Source organism: Microbacterium sp. NPDC090014 (assembly GCF_044748285.1).
GTDB lineage: Bacteria > Actinomycetota > Actinomycetes > Actinomycetales > Microbacteriaceae > Microbacterium.
Genome location: NZ_JBIVFS010000001.1, coordinates 2,286,456 through 2,304,073 on the forward strand (window position 1 = coordinate 2,286,456; position 17,618 = coordinate 2,304,073).

At 67.7% G+C, this 17,618-nt stretch carries 17 protein-coding genes and 1 tRNA gene; 2 read left to right on the plus strand and 16 right to left on the minus strand.

Features of this window, described 5'->3' with window-relative positions; all coding sequences use genetic code 11:
- Nucleotides 1–43: 43 nt before the first annotated feature.
- Nucleotides 44–472, plus strand: coding sequence for a hotdog fold thioesterase (locus tag ACIPV5_RS10865; protein ID WP_056278760.1), 429 nt, complete (start codon nt 44–46; stop codon nt 470–472).
- Here the strand turns inward: ACIPV5_RS10865 and ACIPV5_RS10870 are convergent.
- On the minus strand, nt 447–1,010 hold the full coding sequence (locus ACIPV5_RS10870; protein ID WP_400341019.1) for a GNAT family N-acetyltransferase: 564 nt from the start codon (nt 1,008–1,010) through the stop codon (nt 447–449). The two genes, ACIPV5_RS10865 and ACIPV5_RS10870, sit on opposite strands and share 26 nt — an antisense overlap.
- A 3-nt stretch (nt 1,011–1,013) precedes the next feature.
- Nucleotides 1,014–1,634, minus strand: coding sequence for an ANTAR domain-containing response regulator (locus tag ACIPV5_RS10875; protein WP_042536652.1), 621 nt, complete (start codon nt 1,632–1,634; stop codon nt 1,014–1,016).
- Between the two features lie 101 nt (nt 1,635–1,735).
- Between ACIPV5_RS10875 and ACIPV5_RS10880 the strand changes: the two genes are divergently transcribed.
- A tRNA-Leu gene (locus ACIPV5_RS10880) sits at nt 1,736–1,818 on the plus strand.
- Between the two features lie 16 nt (nt 1,819–1,834).
- Here ACIPV5_RS10880 and ACIPV5_RS10885 read toward each other — a convergent pair.
- The 14 genes from ACIPV5_RS10885 to hisG form a co-directional block, all read right to left on the minus strand.
- Entirely contained in the window at nt 1,835–2,377 is a 543-nt protein-coding gene (locus tag ACIPV5_RS10885; protein ID WP_187249650.1) for a hypothetical protein, read from the minus strand.
- A 72-nt stretch (nt 2,378–2,449) separates the two neighbouring features.
- Nucleotides 2,450–3,109, minus strand: coding sequence for a triacylglycerol lipase (locus ACIPV5_RS10890; RefSeq protein ID WP_230100793.1), 660 nt, complete (start codon nt 3,107–3,109; stop codon nt 2,450–2,452).
- 136 nt (nt 3,110–3,245) lie between these two features.
- Nucleotides 3,246–4,697 (minus strand): pyruvate kinase, encoded by a 1,452-nt coding sequence (gene pyk, locus ACIPV5_RS10895; protein WP_053096089.1) that lies wholly within the window; start codon nt 4,695–4,697, stop codon nt 3,246–3,248.
- A 55-nt stretch (nt 4,698–4,752) separates the two neighbouring features.
- On the minus strand, nt 4,753–6,219 hold the full coding sequence (locus ACIPV5_RS10900) for a glutamate synthase subunit beta (RefSeq protein ID WP_053096090.1): 1,467 nt from the start codon (nt 6,217–6,219) through the stop codon (nt 4,753–4,755).
- Nucleotides 6,212–10,735, minus strand: a complete 4,524-nt coding sequence (gene gltB, locus ACIPV5_RS10905) for a glutamate synthase large subunit (RefSeq protein ID WP_157538235.1) — start codon at nt 10,733–10,735, stop codon at nt 6,212–6,214. The genes ACIPV5_RS10900 and gltB overlap by 8 nt, the downstream gene beginning before the upstream one ends.
- Nucleotides 10,736–10,869: 134 nt before the next feature.
- Nucleotides 10,870–11,898 (minus strand): prolipoprotein diacylglyceryl transferase, encoded by a 1,029-nt coding sequence (gene lgt / locus ACIPV5_RS10910; protein WP_400341020.1) that lies wholly within the window; start codon nt 11,896–11,898, stop codon nt 10,870–10,872.
- 10 nt (nt 11,899–11,908) lie between these two features.
- Nucleotides 11,909–12,712 (minus strand): tryptophan synthase subunit alpha, encoded by an 804-nt coding sequence (gene trpA, locus ACIPV5_RS10915; protein ID WP_053096094.1) that lies wholly within the window; start codon nt 12,710–12,712, stop codon nt 11,909–11,911.
- Complete coding sequence (trpB, locus tag ACIPV5_RS10920; RefSeq protein ID WP_053096096.1) at nt 12,709–13,977, minus strand: tryptophan synthase subunit beta; 1,269 nt, start codon at nt 13,975–13,977, stop codon at nt 12,709–12,711. Before trpB ends, trpA begins: the two co-directional genes overlap by 4 nt.
- Complete coding sequence (trpC, locus tag ACIPV5_RS10925) at nt 13,977–14,747, minus strand: indole-3-glycerol phosphate synthase TrpC (protein ID WP_400341264.1); 771 nt, start codon at nt 14,745–14,747, stop codon at nt 13,977–13,979. Before trpC ends, trpB begins: the two co-directional genes overlap by 1 nt.
- Before the next feature lie 2 nt (nt 14,748–14,749).
- Nucleotides 14,750–14,995, minus strand: a complete 246-nt coding sequence (locus ACIPV5_RS10930; protein WP_053096098.1) for an HGxxPAAW family protein — start codon at nt 14,993–14,995, stop codon at nt 14,750–14,752.
- Between the two features lie 48 nt (nt 14,996–15,043).
- Nucleotides 15,044–15,634: a Trp biosynthesis-associated membrane protein gene (locus ACIPV5_RS10935; protein WP_285365525.1), complete on the minus strand. Its 591-nt coding sequence runs from the start codon at nt 15,632–15,634 to the stop codon at nt 15,044–15,046.
- A complete protein-coding gene (hisI, locus tag ACIPV5_RS10940; RefSeq protein WP_056278765.1) occupies nt 15,631–15,990 on the minus strand; it encodes a phosphoribosyl-AMP cyclohydrolase in 360 nt (119 codons plus the stop codon). The genes ACIPV5_RS10935 and hisI overlap by 4 nt, the downstream gene beginning before the upstream one ends.
- Nucleotides 15,987–16,748: an imidazole glycerol phosphate synthase subunit HisF gene (hisF, locus tag ACIPV5_RS10945; RefSeq protein WP_053096104.1), complete on the minus strand. Its 762-nt coding sequence runs from the start codon at nt 16,746–16,748 to the stop codon at nt 15,987–15,989. The genes hisI and hisF overlap by 4 nt, the downstream gene beginning before the upstream one ends.
- Nucleotides 16,748–17,590, minus strand: coding sequence for an ATP phosphoribosyltransferase (gene hisG / locus ACIPV5_RS10950; RefSeq protein WP_053096106.1), 843 nt, complete (start codon nt 17,588–17,590; stop codon nt 16,748–16,750). The genes hisF and hisG overlap by 1 nt, the downstream gene beginning before the upstream one ends.
- Nucleotides 17,591–17,618: the final 28 nt, after the last annotated feature.

A 17,618-nucleotide genomic window follows, 5' to 3' on the forward strand; every position in this document is an offset into this window, starting at 1 on the left:
TGTCAGCCTAACGAGGACGACAGACACCCGCTGAGGAGGAACCATGAGCGACACTGCCACCAGTGCAGGACTCGACTGGGCGACAGCCCGCGGAATGGGTGCTCTCGCTCAGAAGATGGGCATGGAGTTCCTCGAGTTCACCACCGAGCGATGCGTCGCGACGCTCCCGGTCGAGGGGAACACACAGCCCGTCGGCCTCATGCACGGCGGTGCCTACGTGGTTCTCGGCGAGTCGCTCGGCTCGATGGCGGCGAACCTGCACGCGGGCCCGGGCCGACTCGCGGTCGGGGTGGACATCAACGCCACCCACACGCGCTCCGCCACGTCGGGTGTCGTGACGGGCGTCTGCACACCCGTCCATCTCGGCCGCAGCATCACCGTGCACGAGATCGTCGTGACCGACGATCAGGGGCGTCGTTGCTCGACCATCCGGATCACCAACATGATCAAGGACGCTCCCGCGGCAGGCTGAGCGGCTCGACCAGCAGCAACTGGAACAGCAGGTGATCCTGCCACTCCCCCGCGATGCGCAGGTACTGCGGCGCGATGCCGATGCGCTCGAAGCCGTTGTCGGCGAGCACACGCTGTGAAGCAGAGTTGTGCAGGAGGGTCGCTGCCTGCAGCCTGTGCAGCTGCACCTCGTCGCGGGCGTACTCGGCGACCCGGTGCACGCCGCGGGAAGCGAGTCCCCGCCGCAGACGCGTCCTGTCGACCCAGTAGCCCAGGTCCGCATTCCAGAAAGCCCCGCGGACGATGTTGTTGAGGTTGATCCTTCCGCGGATCTCACCATCGGACGACTCGATCACGAACCGGATGTTGCGACCGGCCGAGGCTTCGATGACGCACTGCTCCGCATGGAACTCCTGCCACTCCGGAGTGAAGAACTCCGGAGCCCTGAGCGGTTCCCACGGCGCGAGATGGTCGCGATTCGCGGAGTACGCTCTCGCGAGGGCCGCGCCGTCGCCGATCCGGACCGGACGCAGAACATGCTCTGCGTCGAGTGGAAGCAAAGGCTACTTCTTCGGAGCGAGCTGCTCGATGATCGCCTTCGCCACGTCCTGCATCGTCAGGCGGCGGTCCATCGATGCCTTCTGGATCCAGCGGAACGCCTCGGGCTCGGAAAGGCCCATCTTCTCGTTGAGCAGTCCCTTGGCGCGGTCGACGAGCTTGCGGGTCTCGAAGCGCTCGACCATGTCGGCGACCTCGGCCTCGAGCGTGATGATCTGCTCGTGACGAGCGAGAGCGATCTCGATGGCGGGCAGCAGGTCGTTCGGCGTGAACGGCTTGACCACATAGGCCAGGGCGCCGGCCTCGCTGGCCCGTTCGACGAGTTCCTTCTGGCTGAATGCCGTGAGGAGGACGACGGGTGCGATGTTGCCCTTGTGCAGCTTCTCGGCGGCGCTGATGCCATCGAGCTGCGGCATCTTGACGTCCATGATGACGAGATCGGGGCGCAGCTCGGTCGCCAGCGCCACGGCGGTCTCTCCGTCGCCGGCCTCGCCGACGACATCGAAGCCGTTGTCGCGGAGGATCTCGACGATGTCGAGACGGATCAGCGACTCGTCCTCGGCGACGACGACGCGTCGGGGTGCGGATGACGTGGGCTGCTCGGCTGCCTGTTCTTGCTCGGTCACAGATCCATCCTAGTGGAGAGCGCCTCTGAGGTCCCCCGATGCCGCGGCGCGTGAGGATCGACACTGATCCGCTGCGCTAAAGTCGAAGACGCGACACACGAGCCGGCGTGGCGGAATGGCAGACGCGGAGCACTCAAAATGCTTTGTCCGAAAGGGCGTGTGGGTTCGAGTCCCACCGCCGGCACATCAGAGAACAGCCCTCAGACGAGTGACCAGATCTCATCGTCGATGAGGAGGTAGCGATCCAGCGCGGGCCGCATGGCCGCGTGCAGTTCGCGCTCCGCGACGGCAGGATGCTCTGCGAGCACGACCCGTGTCGGCACCGCCGCACGGATGATCGCGTCGAGGTTCTCGTCGGAGGCGTCCACCGGGGCTCCGTCACGCAGCACGGGCATGTAGGTGCCGCCACCGTAGATGCGGGCTCCGTCGTCCGCCGCGATCGTCTCGGCGATGCGCGTCTGCGCGAGCGGCACCGGCACGCACGCGATCGCGTCGCACGTTCGGAATCGACGCTTGAGGCGATAGCGGACCCCGATGCTGCCGGGCTTCGACGACGTCATCGGATCAGCCATCACCGCAGCAGGGTCGGCCGGGGCCTCCGAACGACCCGCAACGGGCACGCCGCACGGCGGCCGGGCGCTGTCGAGGCGCGCGTCCGTGGCGGGTTCGATGGTCGCTTCATCCATGGGCACGGCGCCCGCGTGGTCTGTCACGGCGTGCGCCAGCACCAGAGTATCCGTCATGCGCTGAGAATCCGTCATGTCGCGGCGCCGACCGGTCCCGAGACGGTGCCGCGGGCGCCGAGGTCGACCCGCTCAGGGTTCGGAGAGAGACGCGACCTCGCCGAGGACGCGAGGATCCGCGAGGATCCGGAAGTGCCCGCCTGTGTCGAGCCGGACGTTCCGGCGCGCACCCGGCAGTTCGCTGCCCTCGGGGATATGCGGATCGAAGGTGGCGTACACCGATACGATCCGTTCGTTCACGTCCTGATGCCGAGCGAGCTCCACGATCGAGGGATGCGAGGGGGCGAAGGCCCACAGAGACGGGACAGGGAGTATCCGTGCGTACCGGGAACCGCCGAAGGGAGTCGCGACCGCCAACATGGCGCGTACTCGAGTCCCCGCCGGGCCGGCCATCGCGAGCTTGCCCGCGAGTCCACCCTTGCTGTGCGCGACGAGCAGCACGTCGGACAGGTCCGCGCGCTCGAGGAAGGCCGTCACGACCCGCGCTGCATCCCGCACGGGACGCTGATTGCGTCTCAGGGCATCGACCACGTAGATCGGATGGCCGCGATCATGCAGGGCCGTGATCAGCGGTTGCATGAAGCGCCATGTCTCGTAGACCCCGGGAAGGATGACGATCGGAGCAGCATGGCCCCCGGCGAACGAAGACGGATCGCGGCGGTCGAAGGCCGAGCGCACCTGCCAGTAGGCGGCATAGGCGTAGTCCGCGATCCACCAGCGGGCCCGTCTCACGAGATCGATGATGTCCCCTCCCCTGGTGGCCGCGCCGCATCCGTCACGCCAGACGATACCAACCGCCAGGACTCCCCGGCGACGGATACGACGAAGGGGCGGAACCGTGGCTCCGCCCCTTCGCCTCTTGCCTGGATCAGACCGTGGCTTCCTTGTAGATCGGAGCCGCGCCGTTCACGGCGTCTCCGACCTTGTGCACGCGGATGTCGTTGGTCGAGCCGACGATTCCGGGAGGGGAACCGGAGATCACGACGACCTTGTCACCCTCGACGGCGAGTCCGCTGCTGAGCAGATAGTCGTCAACCTGCAGATACATCAGGTCCGTGTGCTGGACCATGTCGACGAGCTTCGAGCGGATGCCCCAGGTGAGCGCCATGCGACGGCGGATGCTCGGCTCGGGTGTGAACGCGATCATCGGGATGCGCGAGCGCAGACGCGAGAGACGACGCGCCGAGTCACCCGACTGGGTGAACACGCAAAGGAACTTCGCGTCGACGAACTCGGCCACCTCGAGAGCGGCGAGAGTGATCGCACCACCCTGCGTGCGCGGCTTGTTCGTCAGCGGGGCGATGCGCTCGAGTCCGTGCTCTTCGGTGGACTCGATGATGCGAGCCATCGTCTCGACGACAACGACCGGGTAGTCACCCACACTGGTCTCGCCCGAGAGCATCACGGCATCCGCGCCGTCGAGCACGGCGTTGGCGACGTCGGAGGTCTCGGCGCGCGTCGGCACCGGGCTGTTGATCATCGACTCGAGCATCTGAGTGGCGACGATGACGGGCTTCGCGTTGCGGCGTGCCAGTTCGACAGCGCGCTTCTGGACGATCGGCACGGCCTCCAGAGGCAGCTCGACCCCGAGGTCGCCACGGGCGACCATGATCGCGTCGAACGCGTCGACGATCTCCTCGAGAGCGTCGACGGCCTGCGGCTTCTCGACCTTGGCGATGACGGGAACCTTGACGCCCTCTTCTGCCATGATCTCGTGCACGCGGCTGACGTCTTCGGCGTTGCGGACGAACGACAGGGCGATGAGGTCGGCGCCGATGCGCAGGCCCCAACGGAGGTCGTCCTCGTCCTTCTCGCTGAGCGCGGGGACGTTGACGGCGACGCCGGGCAGGTTGATGCCCTTGTTGTTCGAGACGGCGCCCGCGACGATCACGCGCGTCGTGACGGTGACTCCGTCGGTCTCGACGACCTCGACGCGGACCTTGCCGTCGTCGATAAGCAGGAAGTCGCCCGGCTTGACGTCGTTGGGCAGGCCCTTGAACGTCGTGCCCGAGATCTCCTTGTTGCCGATGATGTCTTCGGTCGTGATCTTGAAGATGTCGCCTTCGGCGAGCTCGTAGGGACCGTTCTCGAACTTGCCGAGACGGATCTTCGGCCCCTGAAGGTCGACGAGGATGGCGACGGCGCGGCCCGCATCGTCGGCAGCGCGACGGACGTTGGCGTAGTTGTTCTCGTGCACGGAGTAGTCACCGTGGCTGAGGTTCAGACGGGCGACGTCCACTCCGGCGTCGATGAGTGCACGCACGGTCTCGTACGTGGAGGTGGCGGGGCCCAGGGTGGCGACGATTTTCGCGCGTCTCAAAGATTGCTCCAGGGTAGTGGGGGATGGAAATCAGGCGACGGTGCCGCCGCTCAGCCTACGCGGGCTGGAGACCGATAGCGACTTCATGTGGTCGCACCGGCTCGGGCAGCACGGTGGTCCCCATGAGGAATCGGTCGACGTTCGCCGCAGCCGCGCGGCCCTCGGCGATCGCCCAGACGATCAGCGACTGTCCGCGACCGGCATCGCCGGCGACGAAGACGCCGGGAACCGTGGACTCGTAGCTGTCATCGCGTCGGAAGGCACCGCGGTCGGTCACCTGCGGGAGGGTGTCCTCGGAGTAGCCGTCCTGCTCCGGACCGGTGAAGCCCATCGCGATCAGTACGAGATCTGCGGGGATCTCGCGCTCCGTCCCGCTCTTGGGAACCCGGCGGCCGTCGATGAACTCGGTCTCGGCGACGCGGAGCGCGCGCACCTCGCCGACATCGTTCGAGAGGAATTCGACGGTCGAGGCGAGGAAGACCCGCTCGCCGCCCTCTTCATGTGCCGAGGAGATCTCGAACAGCGTCGGCATCATCGGCCAGGGCTGGTGGCCCGGCCGCTCGGTGCCTGGCTGCTTGCCGATCGCGAGGTTCGTCACGCTGATCGCGCCCTGACGGTGTGCGGTGCCGATGCAGTCCGCACCGGTGTCACCGCCGCCGATCACGATGACGTGCTTGCCCTCGGCGGTGATCTGCTCCGGCACCTTGTCACCGGCGACCGCGTGGTTCGACTCGACCAGGTACTCCATCGCGAAGTGCACTCCGTCGAGGTCGCGACCAGGGATCGACAGGTCGCGCGGAACCGTGGATCCGGTGGCGATCACGATGGCGTCGTAGCGGGCGCGCAGGTCGGCCCACGAGATGTCCTTGCCGATCTCTACTCCGGCGCGGAAGCGTGTTCCCTCTTCCTGCATCTGGCGAAGGCGCGACTCGAGCTGCCCCTTCTCCATCTTGAAGTCGGGGATCCCGTAACGCAGCAGGCCGCCGATGCGGTCGTCGCGCTCGAACACCGCGACCGTGTGACCGGCGCGCGTGAGCTGCTGAGCAGCGGCGAGACCGGCAGGGCCGGACCCGACGACCGCGACGGTCTTGCCCGTCAGGCGGGCCGGTGGCTGCGGTTCGACCCAGCCCTTGGCGAACGCCTCGTCGATGATCGAGACCTCGATCTGCTTGATCGTGACAGGAGGCTGGTTGATGCCGAGCACGCAGGAGCTCTCGCACGGTGCCGGGCACAGGCGACCGGTGAACTCCGGGAAGTTGTTGGTCGCGTGCAGGCGATCGATCGCCGCACGGCCCTCGCCGCGCCAGGTCAGGTCGTTCCACTCGGGGATCAGGTTGCCCAGCGGGCAGCCCTGATGACAGAACGGCACGCCGCAGTCCATGCAGCGACCTGCCTGCCGCTTCAGGACGGCCTGGTCGCCGGGCTCGTAGACCTCTTTCCAGTCCATGATGCGCACCGGCACAGGGCGACGCGGGGGAAGCTCACGTTCTGTGACCTTCAGAAAACCTTTGGGATCAGCCACCGGTCACCTCCAGGATGCGGTTCCAGACGATGTCGCCGTCGGGGTCGATGCCCTCGGCGACTGCTTCTTCGCGCATGCTGCGGACTGCCGCGTAGTCGCGAGGAAGCACCTTCGTGAACTGGCCTGCGGTCTCATCGAACCGTGCCAGGATGTCGGAGCCGAGCGGCGAGGCCGTGCGCTCCACGTGTGCCACGATCAGGCTCCGCAGCACTTCGAGGTCGGCTCGGTCGAGCGGTTCGAGCCGGAGCTCGCCGCTGCCGAGCGACTGGGCGTTGATCTTGCCGCTGTCGAGCGAGTGGATGTAGGCCACTCCCCCGGACATGCCGGCGCCGAGGTTGCGACCCGTCGAGCCGAGGATCACCGCGACGCCGCCCGTCATGTACTCGAGCGCGTGGTCGCCCACTCCCTCGACGACGGCGGTCGCGCCGGAGTTGCGCACGAGGAATCGCTCGCCGACCACGCCGGAGAGATACATGGTCCCGGACGTCGCGCCGTAGCCGATCACGTTGCCGGCGATCACGTTCTCGTGCGGAGCGATGGCAGCCCCGCGAGCGGGACGGATCGAGATGTCGCCGCCCGAGAGCCCCTTGCCGACGTAGTCGTTCGCGTCGCCCTCGAGTCGAAGCACGATCCCAGAAGGCAGGAAAGCGCCGAGCGATTGACCGGCGGTGCCGTGCAGCGTGACGTCGATGGTGCCGCTGGGAAGCCCCGCGGCGCCGTGTCGGGAGGTGACCTGGTGACCCAGCATCGTCCCGACGGCGCGTTCGGTGTTCGCGATCGGCAGCTCGACCACCACCGGTTCGCCGTTGAGGAGCGCCGGCTTGGCGATGTCGATGAGCTGCACGTCGAAGTGCTTCTCGAGCTCGTGATCCTGCGTGCGGCGGCTGCGACGCGGCTCGCTCGCCGGGAATGCCGGTCCCTCGAGCACGGGGCTCAGGTCGAGGCCCTCCGCCTTCCAGTGCTGGAGTGCGGCGTTCGCCTCGATCAGCTCGGTGCGGCCGACGATCTCATCGATCGAGCGGTAGCCGAGCTCGGCCAGGATCTCGCGCACCTCTTCGGCGATGAACTCCATGAAGTTCACGACGAACTCCGGCTTGCCGGTGAAGCGCTCGCGGAGCACGGGGTTCTGCGTCGCAACGCCCACCGGGCAGGTGTCGAGGTGGCAGACGCGCATCATGATGCAGCCGCTGACGACGAGCGGAGCCGTCGCGAACCCGAACTCCTCCGCGCCCAGCAGAGCGCCGATGATGACATCGCGTCCCGTCTTGAGCTGGCCGTCGACCTGCACGACCACGCGATCGCGCATGCCGTTGAGCATCAGCGTCTGCTGGGTCTCGGCGAGCCCGAGCTCCCACGGCGTTCCCGCGTGCTTGAGCGAGTTCATCGGGCTCGCACCCGTGCCGCCGTCGTGACCTGAGACCAGGATGACGTCGCTCAGAGCCTTCGCGACACCCGCCGAGACCGCGCCGATGCCCGACTGGCTGACGAGCTTCGTGTGGATCCGCGCCTCGGGGTTGGCCCGCTTCAGGTCGAAGATGAGCTGCTTCAGGTCTTCGATCGAGTAGATGTCGTGGTGCGGCGGGGGCGAGATGAGTCCCACACCGGGTGTTCCGCCGCGCGTGCGCGCGACCCACGGATACACCTTCTGCGGAGGCAGCTGACCGCCCTCGCCGGGCTTCGCACCCTGGGCGAGCTTGATCTGGATGTCGTCGGCCTCGGTGAGGTACAGGCTGGTGACACCGAAACGTCCCGAGGCGACCTGCTTGATCGCGCTGCGGCGCTCGGGATCGAGCAGACGGTCGGCATCCTCCCCGCCCTCACCCGTGTTGGACTTGCCGCCGAGCCTGTTCATGGCGATCGCGAGAGTCTCGTGGGCCTCTTTCGAGATCGATCCGTAGCTCATCGCGCCGGTCGAGAACCGCTTGACGATCGCCGAGACCGGCTCGACCTCGTCGAGCGGCACGGGCTTGCGCGTACCGGTCCGCAGCGAGAACAGACCGCGCAGCGTCTTGAGCTCCGCCGCCTGATCGTCGACCATCCTGGTGTACTCGCGGAAGATGTCGTAGCGGCGCTCGCGTGTGGCGTGCTGCAGCTTGAACACCGTCTCCGGGTTGAAGAGGTGCGGGGAACCGTCGCGACGCCACTGGTACTCGCCACCGGTCCAGAGGCGCTCGTGAGCGCGAGCAGCCTCATCCTCCGGGTAGGCGTAATCGTGACGAGCCTGATTCTCGATGAAGATCTCTTGGATGCCGATGCCGCCGAGCTTCGACTCGGTGCGGGTGAAGTACTTGTCGATGAACTCCTCGCTCAGACCGACGGCCTCGAAGACCTGTGCGCCGGCGTACGACGAGACGGTCGAGATGCCCATCTTCGACATGATCTTCAGCACGCCCTTGCCGAGCGCGTAGATCAGGTTGCGGACGGCCTTCTCGGGGCTGATGCCGGTGATGTAGCCGGTGCGCACCAGGTGCTCGACGGTCTCCATCGCGAGGTACGGGTTGACCGCCGACGCGCCGTATCCGATCAGCGTCGCGACGTGATGCACCTCGCGGACGTCACCCGCCTCGACGATCAGACCGACCTTCATGCGGTTTTCACGACGGATCAGGTGGTGATGGATGGCCGAGACCATGAGGAGCGAAGGGATCGGGGTCAGATCCTTGTTCGAGTCGCGATCCGACAGGATGATGAACTCGGCACCGCTCTCGATGGCCTCATCGACCTCGTCGCACATCTCGGTCAGACGCTTCTCGAGCGTGTTCGAGCCGGCGTCGAAGTGGTACAGGCCCCTGATCGTCACGCTGGAGCGATCGGGAAGAGCCTTGTCGATGTGACGGATCTTCGCGAGCTCGTCGTTGTCGATGACCGGGAAGTCGAGCGACACCGTGCGGGTGTGGTCGGGACCCCAGGTGAGCAGATTGCTCTCGGGGCCGAGACCGAGCTTCAGACTCGTGACGACCTCTTCGCGGATCGAGTCGAGCGGCGGGTTGGTCACCTGCGCGAACTGCTGAGTGAAGTAGTCGAAGAGCAGGCGGGGACGCTTGCTGAGCACCGCGATCGGAGTGTCGGATCCCATCGCGCCGAGAGGCTCGACACCGTTCTGGCCCATCGGGGTCAGCAGGATGCGCACCTCCTCCTCCGTGTAGCCGAAGGTGCGCTGACGGCGGGTGATCGATGCGGGCGGGTGCACGATGTGCTCCCGCTCGGGAAGGTCCGCGAGCCGCACGGAACCGGCATCCAGCCACTCCTGCCACGGGTGCATGGTCGCGAGATCGTGCTTGATCTCCTCGTCTTCGATGATGCGTCGCTGCGACGTGTCGACGAGGAACATCTTGCCGGGCTGCAGGCGTCCGCGACGCTTGATCCGCTCGGGTTCGAAGGTGAGCACACCGGTCTCCGAGCCGATGACGATGAGGCCGTCGGTCGTCTCGGTCCAGCGCCCGGGGCGGAGCCCGTTGCGGTCGAGGGTCGCGCCGACGACGGTGCCGTCGGTGAAGATGAGCGCCGCCGGGCCGTCCCAGGGCTCCATCTGGTTCGAGTGGTACTCGTAGAACGAACGAAGCTCCGGAGAGATGTCGGACTGCTTCTCGTATGCCTCGGGGACCATCATCATGATGGCGTGCGGCAGGCTGCGACCGGTGAGGGTGAGCAGCTCGAGCACCTCGTCGAACGACGCGGAGTCGCTGGCACCGTCGGTGCAGATCGGCAGCAGCGGCGCGACGTCGCCCAGCAGCTCGGATTCGAGCTGCGACTGGCGAGCCCGCATCCAGTTGCGGTTGCCGCCGACCGTGTTGATCTCGCCGTTGTGCGCGAGCATGCGCAACGGCTGAGCGAGCGGCCAGGAGGGGAACGTGTTCGTGGAGTAGCGGGAGTGCACGACCGCGAGCTCTGACATGAAGCGCTCGTCCTGCAGGTCGGGGTAGAACGGCTCGAGCTGCAGCGTCGTGACCATGCCCTTGTAGCCGAGAGTGCGGGCGGACAGCGTCACGAAGTAGGCGCCGAGCTCGTGACCGGCGCGCTTGCGCAGTCGGTATGCCACGCGGTCGAGGGCGATGCCGGTGAGCGGGGCGTCCGAGTGCGTCGCTCCCCCGGCGCTCACGAAGAGCTGCTCGAAGGCGGGACGCGCCTCGTCGGCGAGCTTTCCGAGGTTGTCGTTGACCGTCGGAACCTCGCGCCAGCCGAGGACGCGGAGTCCCTCCGAGCGGGCGATCTTCTCGATGCCGGCCTTCTGCTGGCGGCGTTCGCTGGAATCGCGCGGCAGGAATGCCAGGCCCGCGGCGTACTCGCCGACCGGGGGCAGTTCGAAGTCGGTGACGGCGCGCAGGAACGCGTCCGGCATCTGCGTCAGGATGCCCGCGCCGTCTCCGGTGCCGGCATCCGAGCCGATCGCCCCGCGGTGCTCCAGGTTGCGCAGCGCTTCGAGCGCGAGCGCGATGATGTCGTGGCCCGCCTCGCCGCGGAGGGTCGCGACCATGGCGAGGCCGCAGGCGTCCTTCTCGAACGCCGGGTTGTACATGCCCTGCTTCGGGGGGTAAGCGCCGGAAGCGCCGTAGGGAGGCTGAAAATACACCAGTACCGTCCTCAGATCTTCGGATGACCCGGGGGCGTCATTGGCCGGGTGGATGCGATGGGGTCCGCACGGACCGGTGGCTATCGAGCGCCTTCCGAGTCCGTGGGAGCGGTGCTTGTGGCGCTGGCTCCTGCGGCGACTTCTTCGGACGGAGGCTCACTCACGTCCACGAAATCGGAGGGATTGTTCTGCGATTCTACATCAGCGTCGAGGTCCTTCCGGCCGCGGCCGGGCTGGTAGGGCGACGGCTCGAGACCGGGGTGACGGCGAGACTGGACGATGAGGATCGCGATGCCCACGATGATGCCGATGATGGCGGCCCACACGTTGCTGCGGAGACCCAGGATGATCTCGCTCGGATCGATGCGGATCGACTCCCAGACCACACGTCCGGCGCTGTACCAGATGAGGTAGATGGCGAAGAGCTTTCCCCACTGGAACTCGGTCGCCTTGCGGCTCAGCCAGAGCAGCACGATCACGCCGAGACCATTCCAGATCACCTCGTACAGGAACGTGGGGTGGAAGAGCGTGCCCTCGGGAAGGCCGGGAGGGAACGCCGAGTTGTCGGAGGGGATCTCGAGGCCCCACGGCAGGTCGGTGGGCAGACCGTAGAGCTCGTTGTTGAACCAGTTGCCGAAACGGCCCATGGCCTGTGCGAGCAGGAGCCCGGGTGCCAGTGCGTCGGCGAAGGTCCAGAAGCGGATGCCGGTCCAGCGGCATCCGAGGTACGCGCCCACTGCGCCGCCGATGAGGGCGCCGAAGATGGCGATACCGCCCTCCCAGATGGCCCAGACGGATCCGGGTTCGAAGGGATTCCAGGTGTTCCTGCCCTCGCCGAAGTAGAAGTTCGGGTGGGTCAGGACGTGGAAGATGCGCGCGCCGATGATGGCCAGCGGAACGGCGAGGATCGAGATGTCGATCACGACCCACGGCTCTGCACCGCGCTTGGTGAGGCGGTGGTTGGTGAGCAGTACCGCCGCGATGATGCCGGCGATGATGCAGAGCGCGTAGAAGTGGATCCGGAGCGGGCCGAGGTCGATGTAGGAGACCGTGGGGCTCGGGATGCTGGCGAGCACGCCGCTGAAGGTGCTGTGGAGCGCGAGGGACATGAGTGCGATTCTAGTTCTCGTGTACGGGGCGTGCCGACGACGTGCCGACCGCCAGGTTTCGGGTGACCTCTGCGAGGGCGGGGATGCCGCCGTCGCGGAGGGCGCGGACGAGTGCGGTGCCGACGATGGCGCCGTCCGCGTATTCGGAGACTCCGGCGATCTGCTCGGCGGTCGAGATGCCGATCCCGACGCAGGCGCGGATGTCGCCGTGCTCGCGAAGGCGTCCGACCAGGGTGCGCGCAGCGCGGTCGAGCTCGGTGCGCTCACCGGTGATGCCCATGGTCGAGACGGTGTAGACGAAGCCGGTGGACGACTTCACGACGAGGTCGAGGCGCTCGTCGGTCGAGGTGGGCGCGGCGAGGAAGACGCGGTCGAGGCCCGTGCGCTCGCTCGCTGCGATCCACTCCCCTGCCACGTCAGGGGTGATGTCGGGCGTGATCAGGCCCGCTCCCCCCGCGGCCAGCAGGTCGTCCGCATAGCGATCGACGCCGTACTGGAACACCGGATTCCAGTACGTCATGACCAGGACGGGCACATCGGTGGCGTCGGTGATCGCGCGCACGGCCGTGAAGAGGTCCTTCATCTTGAAGCCGTTCGCGAGAGCCGCGGTGGTCGCCTCCTGGATCACGGCGCCGTCCATCACCGGGTCGCTGTAGGGCGGTCCGAGCTCGATGATGTCGACGCCGTTCTCGGCGAGGGCGATGGCGGCGCGGATGCTCGTCTCGAGGTCGGGGTAGCCGACGGGGAGGTATCCGACGAAAGCGCTGCGGCCCGCGTCATGGGCGGCGGCGATCGCCTGTTCGACGCGGCTCACAGCTCCGGCTCCCCCTTCGACGCGGCTGCTTCGGCGTCGCTCTCGTCGGCGACATCGTGCGCGAGCGCCTCGGCGTCGTAGAGGTCGAAGTAGCGGGCTGCTGTGTCCATGTCCTTGTCGCCGCGACCCGACAGGCAGATCGCGAGCACGGCGTCCGGACCCATCTCACGTCCGAGGCGCAGGGCGCCCGCGAGGGCGTGGGCGGACTCGATGGCGGGGATGATGCCTTCGGTGCGGCTCAGCAGGCGCAGCGCCTGCATAGCCTCGTCGTCGGTCGCCGGGATGTACTCGGCGCGACCGATGTCGGCGAGCCAGGAGTGCTCCGGGCCCACGCCCGGGTAGTCGAGACCTGCGGAGATCGAGTGCGACTCGACCGTCTGGCCGTCTTCGTCCTGGAGGACGTAGGTCTTCGCGCCGTGCAGGATGCCGGGACGCCCACGCTCGATGGAGGCCGCGTGGCGAGGTGTGTCGACGCCGTCGCCGGCCGCCTCGACTCCGTAGAGCTTCACGCCGGCGTCGTCGAGGAACGCATCGAACATTCCGATCGCGTTCGAGCCGCCTCCGACGCACGCGATGACCGCGTCAGGCAGTCGGCCGACCTCGTCGAGCAGCTGCTGGCGAGCCTCTTCGCCGATGATCTTCTGGAAGTCCCGAACCATCGCGGGGAACGGGTGCGGCCCCGCCGCGGTGCCGAAGATGTAGTTGGTCGTCTCGACGCTCGCCACCCAGTCGCGGTACGCGTCGTTGATCGCGTCCTTCAGCGTGCGCGATCCGGAGGTGACCGCGATCACCTCGGCGCCGAGCAGTCGCATCCGCGCGACGTTGAGCGCCTGGCGCTCGGTGTCGACCTCACCCATGTAGATGGTGCAGTCGAGGCCGAAGAGAGCGGCAGCGGTAGCCGTGGCGACGCCGTGCTGGCCTGCCCCCGTCTCGGCGATCACGCGGGTCTTGCCGAGGCGCTTCGTCAGCAGCGCCTGCCCCAGCACGTTGTTGATCTTGTGCGAGCCGGTGTGGTTGAGGTCCTCGCGCTTGAGGAACACTCGCGCTCCGCCGGCGTGCTCGGCGAACCGGGCGACCTCGGTGAGCGGCGATGGGCGCCCGGCGTAGGAGCTGAGCAGAGACGCCAGCTCGTCGCGGAAGACCGGATCGACGATCGCGTCGGCGTATGCCGCCGAGAGCTCGTCGATCGCGGCGATCAGCGACTCGGGCATGTAGCGTCCGCCGTAGTCGCCGAACAGTGGACCGTGCTGGTCTCGCAGGCTCATCACGCCTCCAGGAAGCTCTTGAGTGTGGCGACCGGGTCGCCCGTGACGAGCGCCTCCCCGATCAGGACGACGTCAGCGCCCGCTGAGCGGTAGTGGCTGACGTCTTCAGGTGTGAGGACCGCGGATTCCGCGATCTTGACCGCGGTCTCAGGGATCCGGTCGACGAGACGGCCGAAGAGATCGCGGTCGAGCTCGAGGGTCTTCAGGTCGCGCGCATTGACGCCGATCAGCGATGCCCCGAGATCGATCGCGACCTCGAGCTCGTCGGCCGAGTGCGTCTCGACGAGCGGCGTCATGCCGAGCTCGGTGATGAAGCCGAAGAGCTCACGGAGCACATGCGGCTCGAGCCCCGCGACGATCAGCAGCACGAGATCGGCACCGGCGGCTCGTGCTTCGAGGACCTGATATCGATTCGCGATGAAGTCCTTGCGCAGCACGGGAAGGGACACGCGCGCGGTGACGGCTTCGAGATCGGCGAGGCTGCCGCCGAACCGGCGTTCCTCGGTCAGGACGCTGATCGCCGACGCGCCGCCCGTCTCGTACAGCGACGCCTGGAAAGCGGGATCCGGGATCTCGGCCAGGGCGCCACGCGACGGGCTCGCGCGCTTCACCTCGGCGATGATCTTCACGCGCTCGGCGGGAGCGAGGAACGCCAGGGCGTCCTTGGCGGCGGGGCGTGCGAGAGCATCGCGTTCCACCTCGGCCAGTGGCCTGGTGAGAGCGCGACGCTCAGCGTCTGCGACTGCGCCGGCCGTGAGGTCGGCGAGCACCATTAGTGCGCCTTCGGCGAGTACTTGGGGCCCTTCACGCCGTAGCCGGCCCTCGCGAGCAGCCAGCCCACGAGCGCGCCGATCGGGATGATGGCCGCGCCGACCCAGATCAGGGCGACCCAGACGGGGCTGAACTCGGCGAGGCAGAACGCCAGCGTGCCGATCGTGAAGCCGGCGAGCATGATGATGACGCCCGTCCATGCGGCAGGCGAGTGTCCGTGGCCGGGGTCAGCGATCGGGTTGGTCATGGTCTCCTCCGGGGGACGACGTGCTGGTTCGGGTCAAGTCTATCGGGGTCATCGCGTCGGGTCGGTTCCGCGAGACAGGTCGTCCCACGAATCGATCGCGTCCACGGGGCCGGCGGTCGCGTCCACATGTGCGGCATCGGTGCGGTAGCGGCGGCCGCCGCGCTTCCAGCGGCGCCACGTGATGAGCACGACGAGGGATGCCGCGAGCAGGATGACCCAGCCGATGAGCGTCATGACGGGCCAGGCGGAGAGCTCGATGCCGGCGACCACGTCCGTGATCGCCGAGCTCCCGGCGAGACCGGTCGTCTCGGTGACGGTGGGGCCGACGGCGCTCAGCGGCTCGGTCAGCACCAACTGGAGCGTCGTCCACCCGAGGAAGAGCGCGGCAGCGGTGGCGAGCACGCCGAAGATCAGCCGGAGCACGGGACCGACGATCGAGAGCGCGATGCCGAGCGCCAGCACGGCGAGGCTGAGAGGCGCGAGCAAGGGCAGCGCGGACGCCCCGGGCACGAGGATCGCCTCTCCCGCATCGGTGCGCGCGACGGTCAGCCAGGTCTGCGTCGACGAGATGATGCCGATCGCACCGGAGAGGAGGAACCCCGAGACGGCGATCGACCGGCCTCTGCGTGCGAGCGTCATTCTGCGGAGCCCCCCTCGACGGCCTGCAGGTCGGTCGTGTCGAAGCAGGTACGCGTGCCCGTGTGACAGGCCGGTCCCGTCTGGTCGACACGAAGCAGGATCGCATCGCCGTCGCAGTCGAGCCGCGCCTCGTGCACCACCTGGATGTTGCCCGAGGTGTCGCCCTTGCGCCAGTACTCCCGGCGGGATCGAGACCAGTAGACCGCACGTCCGGTGGTGAGGGTACGTCGCAGCGCCTCGGCATCCACCCAGGCGAGCATCAGGACCTCTGCAGTGTCCCACTGCTGCACGATCACCGGTGCGAGACCGTCGTCATTGAAGGCGACCTGCGCGATGCGCTCTTCGACGTCGCTCATCGGACGAGCACTCCTTCCGCACGCAGTGCATCCTTCACGTCGCCGACCGTGAGCGCGCCGGTGTGGAACACGCTGGCTGCCAGAACCGCATCCGCCCCGGCCTTGATCGCCGGAGCGAAGTCTGCGGCCTTGCCTGCTCCGCCCGACGCGATCACGGGCACCGAGGCTGCCTCGCGCATCAGCTTCACCAGCTCGAGATCGAAGCCGTCTCGCGTGCCGTCGGCGTCGATCGAGTTGACGAGCAGCTCGCCCGCGCCGCGTTCAGCGGCCTCTCGCGCCCAGTCGAGTGCGTCGAGGGTGGTCTGCGTGCGTCCGCCGTGGGTGGTGACCACGAAGCCGGATGCGGTCGTGTCGGCCCGCTTGACATCGAGCGACAGCACGAGCACCTGCGCCCCGAAGCGGTCGGCGATCTCGCCGATCAGCTCGGGGCGCGCGATCGCAGCGGAGTTCACACCGACCTTGTCGGCTCCGACGGACAGCAGGCGTGACACGTCGTCGACGCTGCGGACTCCCCCGCCGACCGTCAGCGGCACGAACACCTGCTCGGCGGTGCGCTGGACGACGTCGTAGGTCGTCGCGCGTGCATCGACCGTCGCGGTCACGTCGAGGAAGGTGATCTCATCGGCGCCCTGCGCCGCGTAGTGGCGGGCAAGCTCGACCGGGTCGCCCATGTCGCGCAGGTTCTCGAAGTTGACTCCCTTGACGACGCGGCCGGCGGCGACGTCGAGGCAGGGGATGACGCGACTCGCGAGCGCCATCAGAGCCTCGCGTTGTGGATCGCCGTGACGAGGATCGCTCGGGCACCGAGAGCGTAGAGCGCATCCATCACGGGGTTGACCCGCGCGCGGGCCACCATGACCCGCACCGCGACCCACTCGGGGTCGCGCAGGGGCGAGACGGTGGGAGACTCGATGCCGCCGGCGATCTTCACGGCGTCGTCGAGCAGAGCGAGCGGCAGGTCGTAATCGATCATCACGAACCGGCGGGCCACCATGACGCCGCGGAGACGGCGGAGAAGCGTCTCGGATCCCTCGGCATCCTGCGGACCGGCGATCAGCACGGCCTCGGACTGCAGGATCACGGGACCGAAGACGTCGAGCCCCGCTTGACGCAGTGTCGTGCCCGTCTCGACGACGTCAGCCACGGCGTCGGCCACACCGAGGCGCACGGCGGACTCCACCGCACCGTCGAGCGGCACGAGGTCGACCGCGATTCCGCGCTCATCGAGGAACGCGTCGACGAGACCGGGATACGACGTCGCGATGCGCAGACCGTCGAGCTCGGACACCTCGGTGTAGCGCCCCGAGGGCGCGGCGAAGCGGAAGGTCGAGCCGGCGAAGCCGAGCGCCTCGATCTCGCGCGCGCCGGGCATGCGGGCGTCGAGAAGCAGGTCGCGACCCGTGATGCCGACATCGATGGCGCCGGAGCCGACGTACGTCGCGATGTCCTTCGGACGGAGGTAGAAGAACTCGACGTCGTTGTCGCTGTCGACGACGTGGAGCGTCTTGGGGTCACGGCGACCGGCGTAGCCGGCCTCCGCGAGCATGTCGGCGGCTGTCTCGGAGAGAGAGCCCTTGTTGGGAACAGCAATGCGCAGCATGGGATGCCTTCAGATCGAAGCGAGTGGG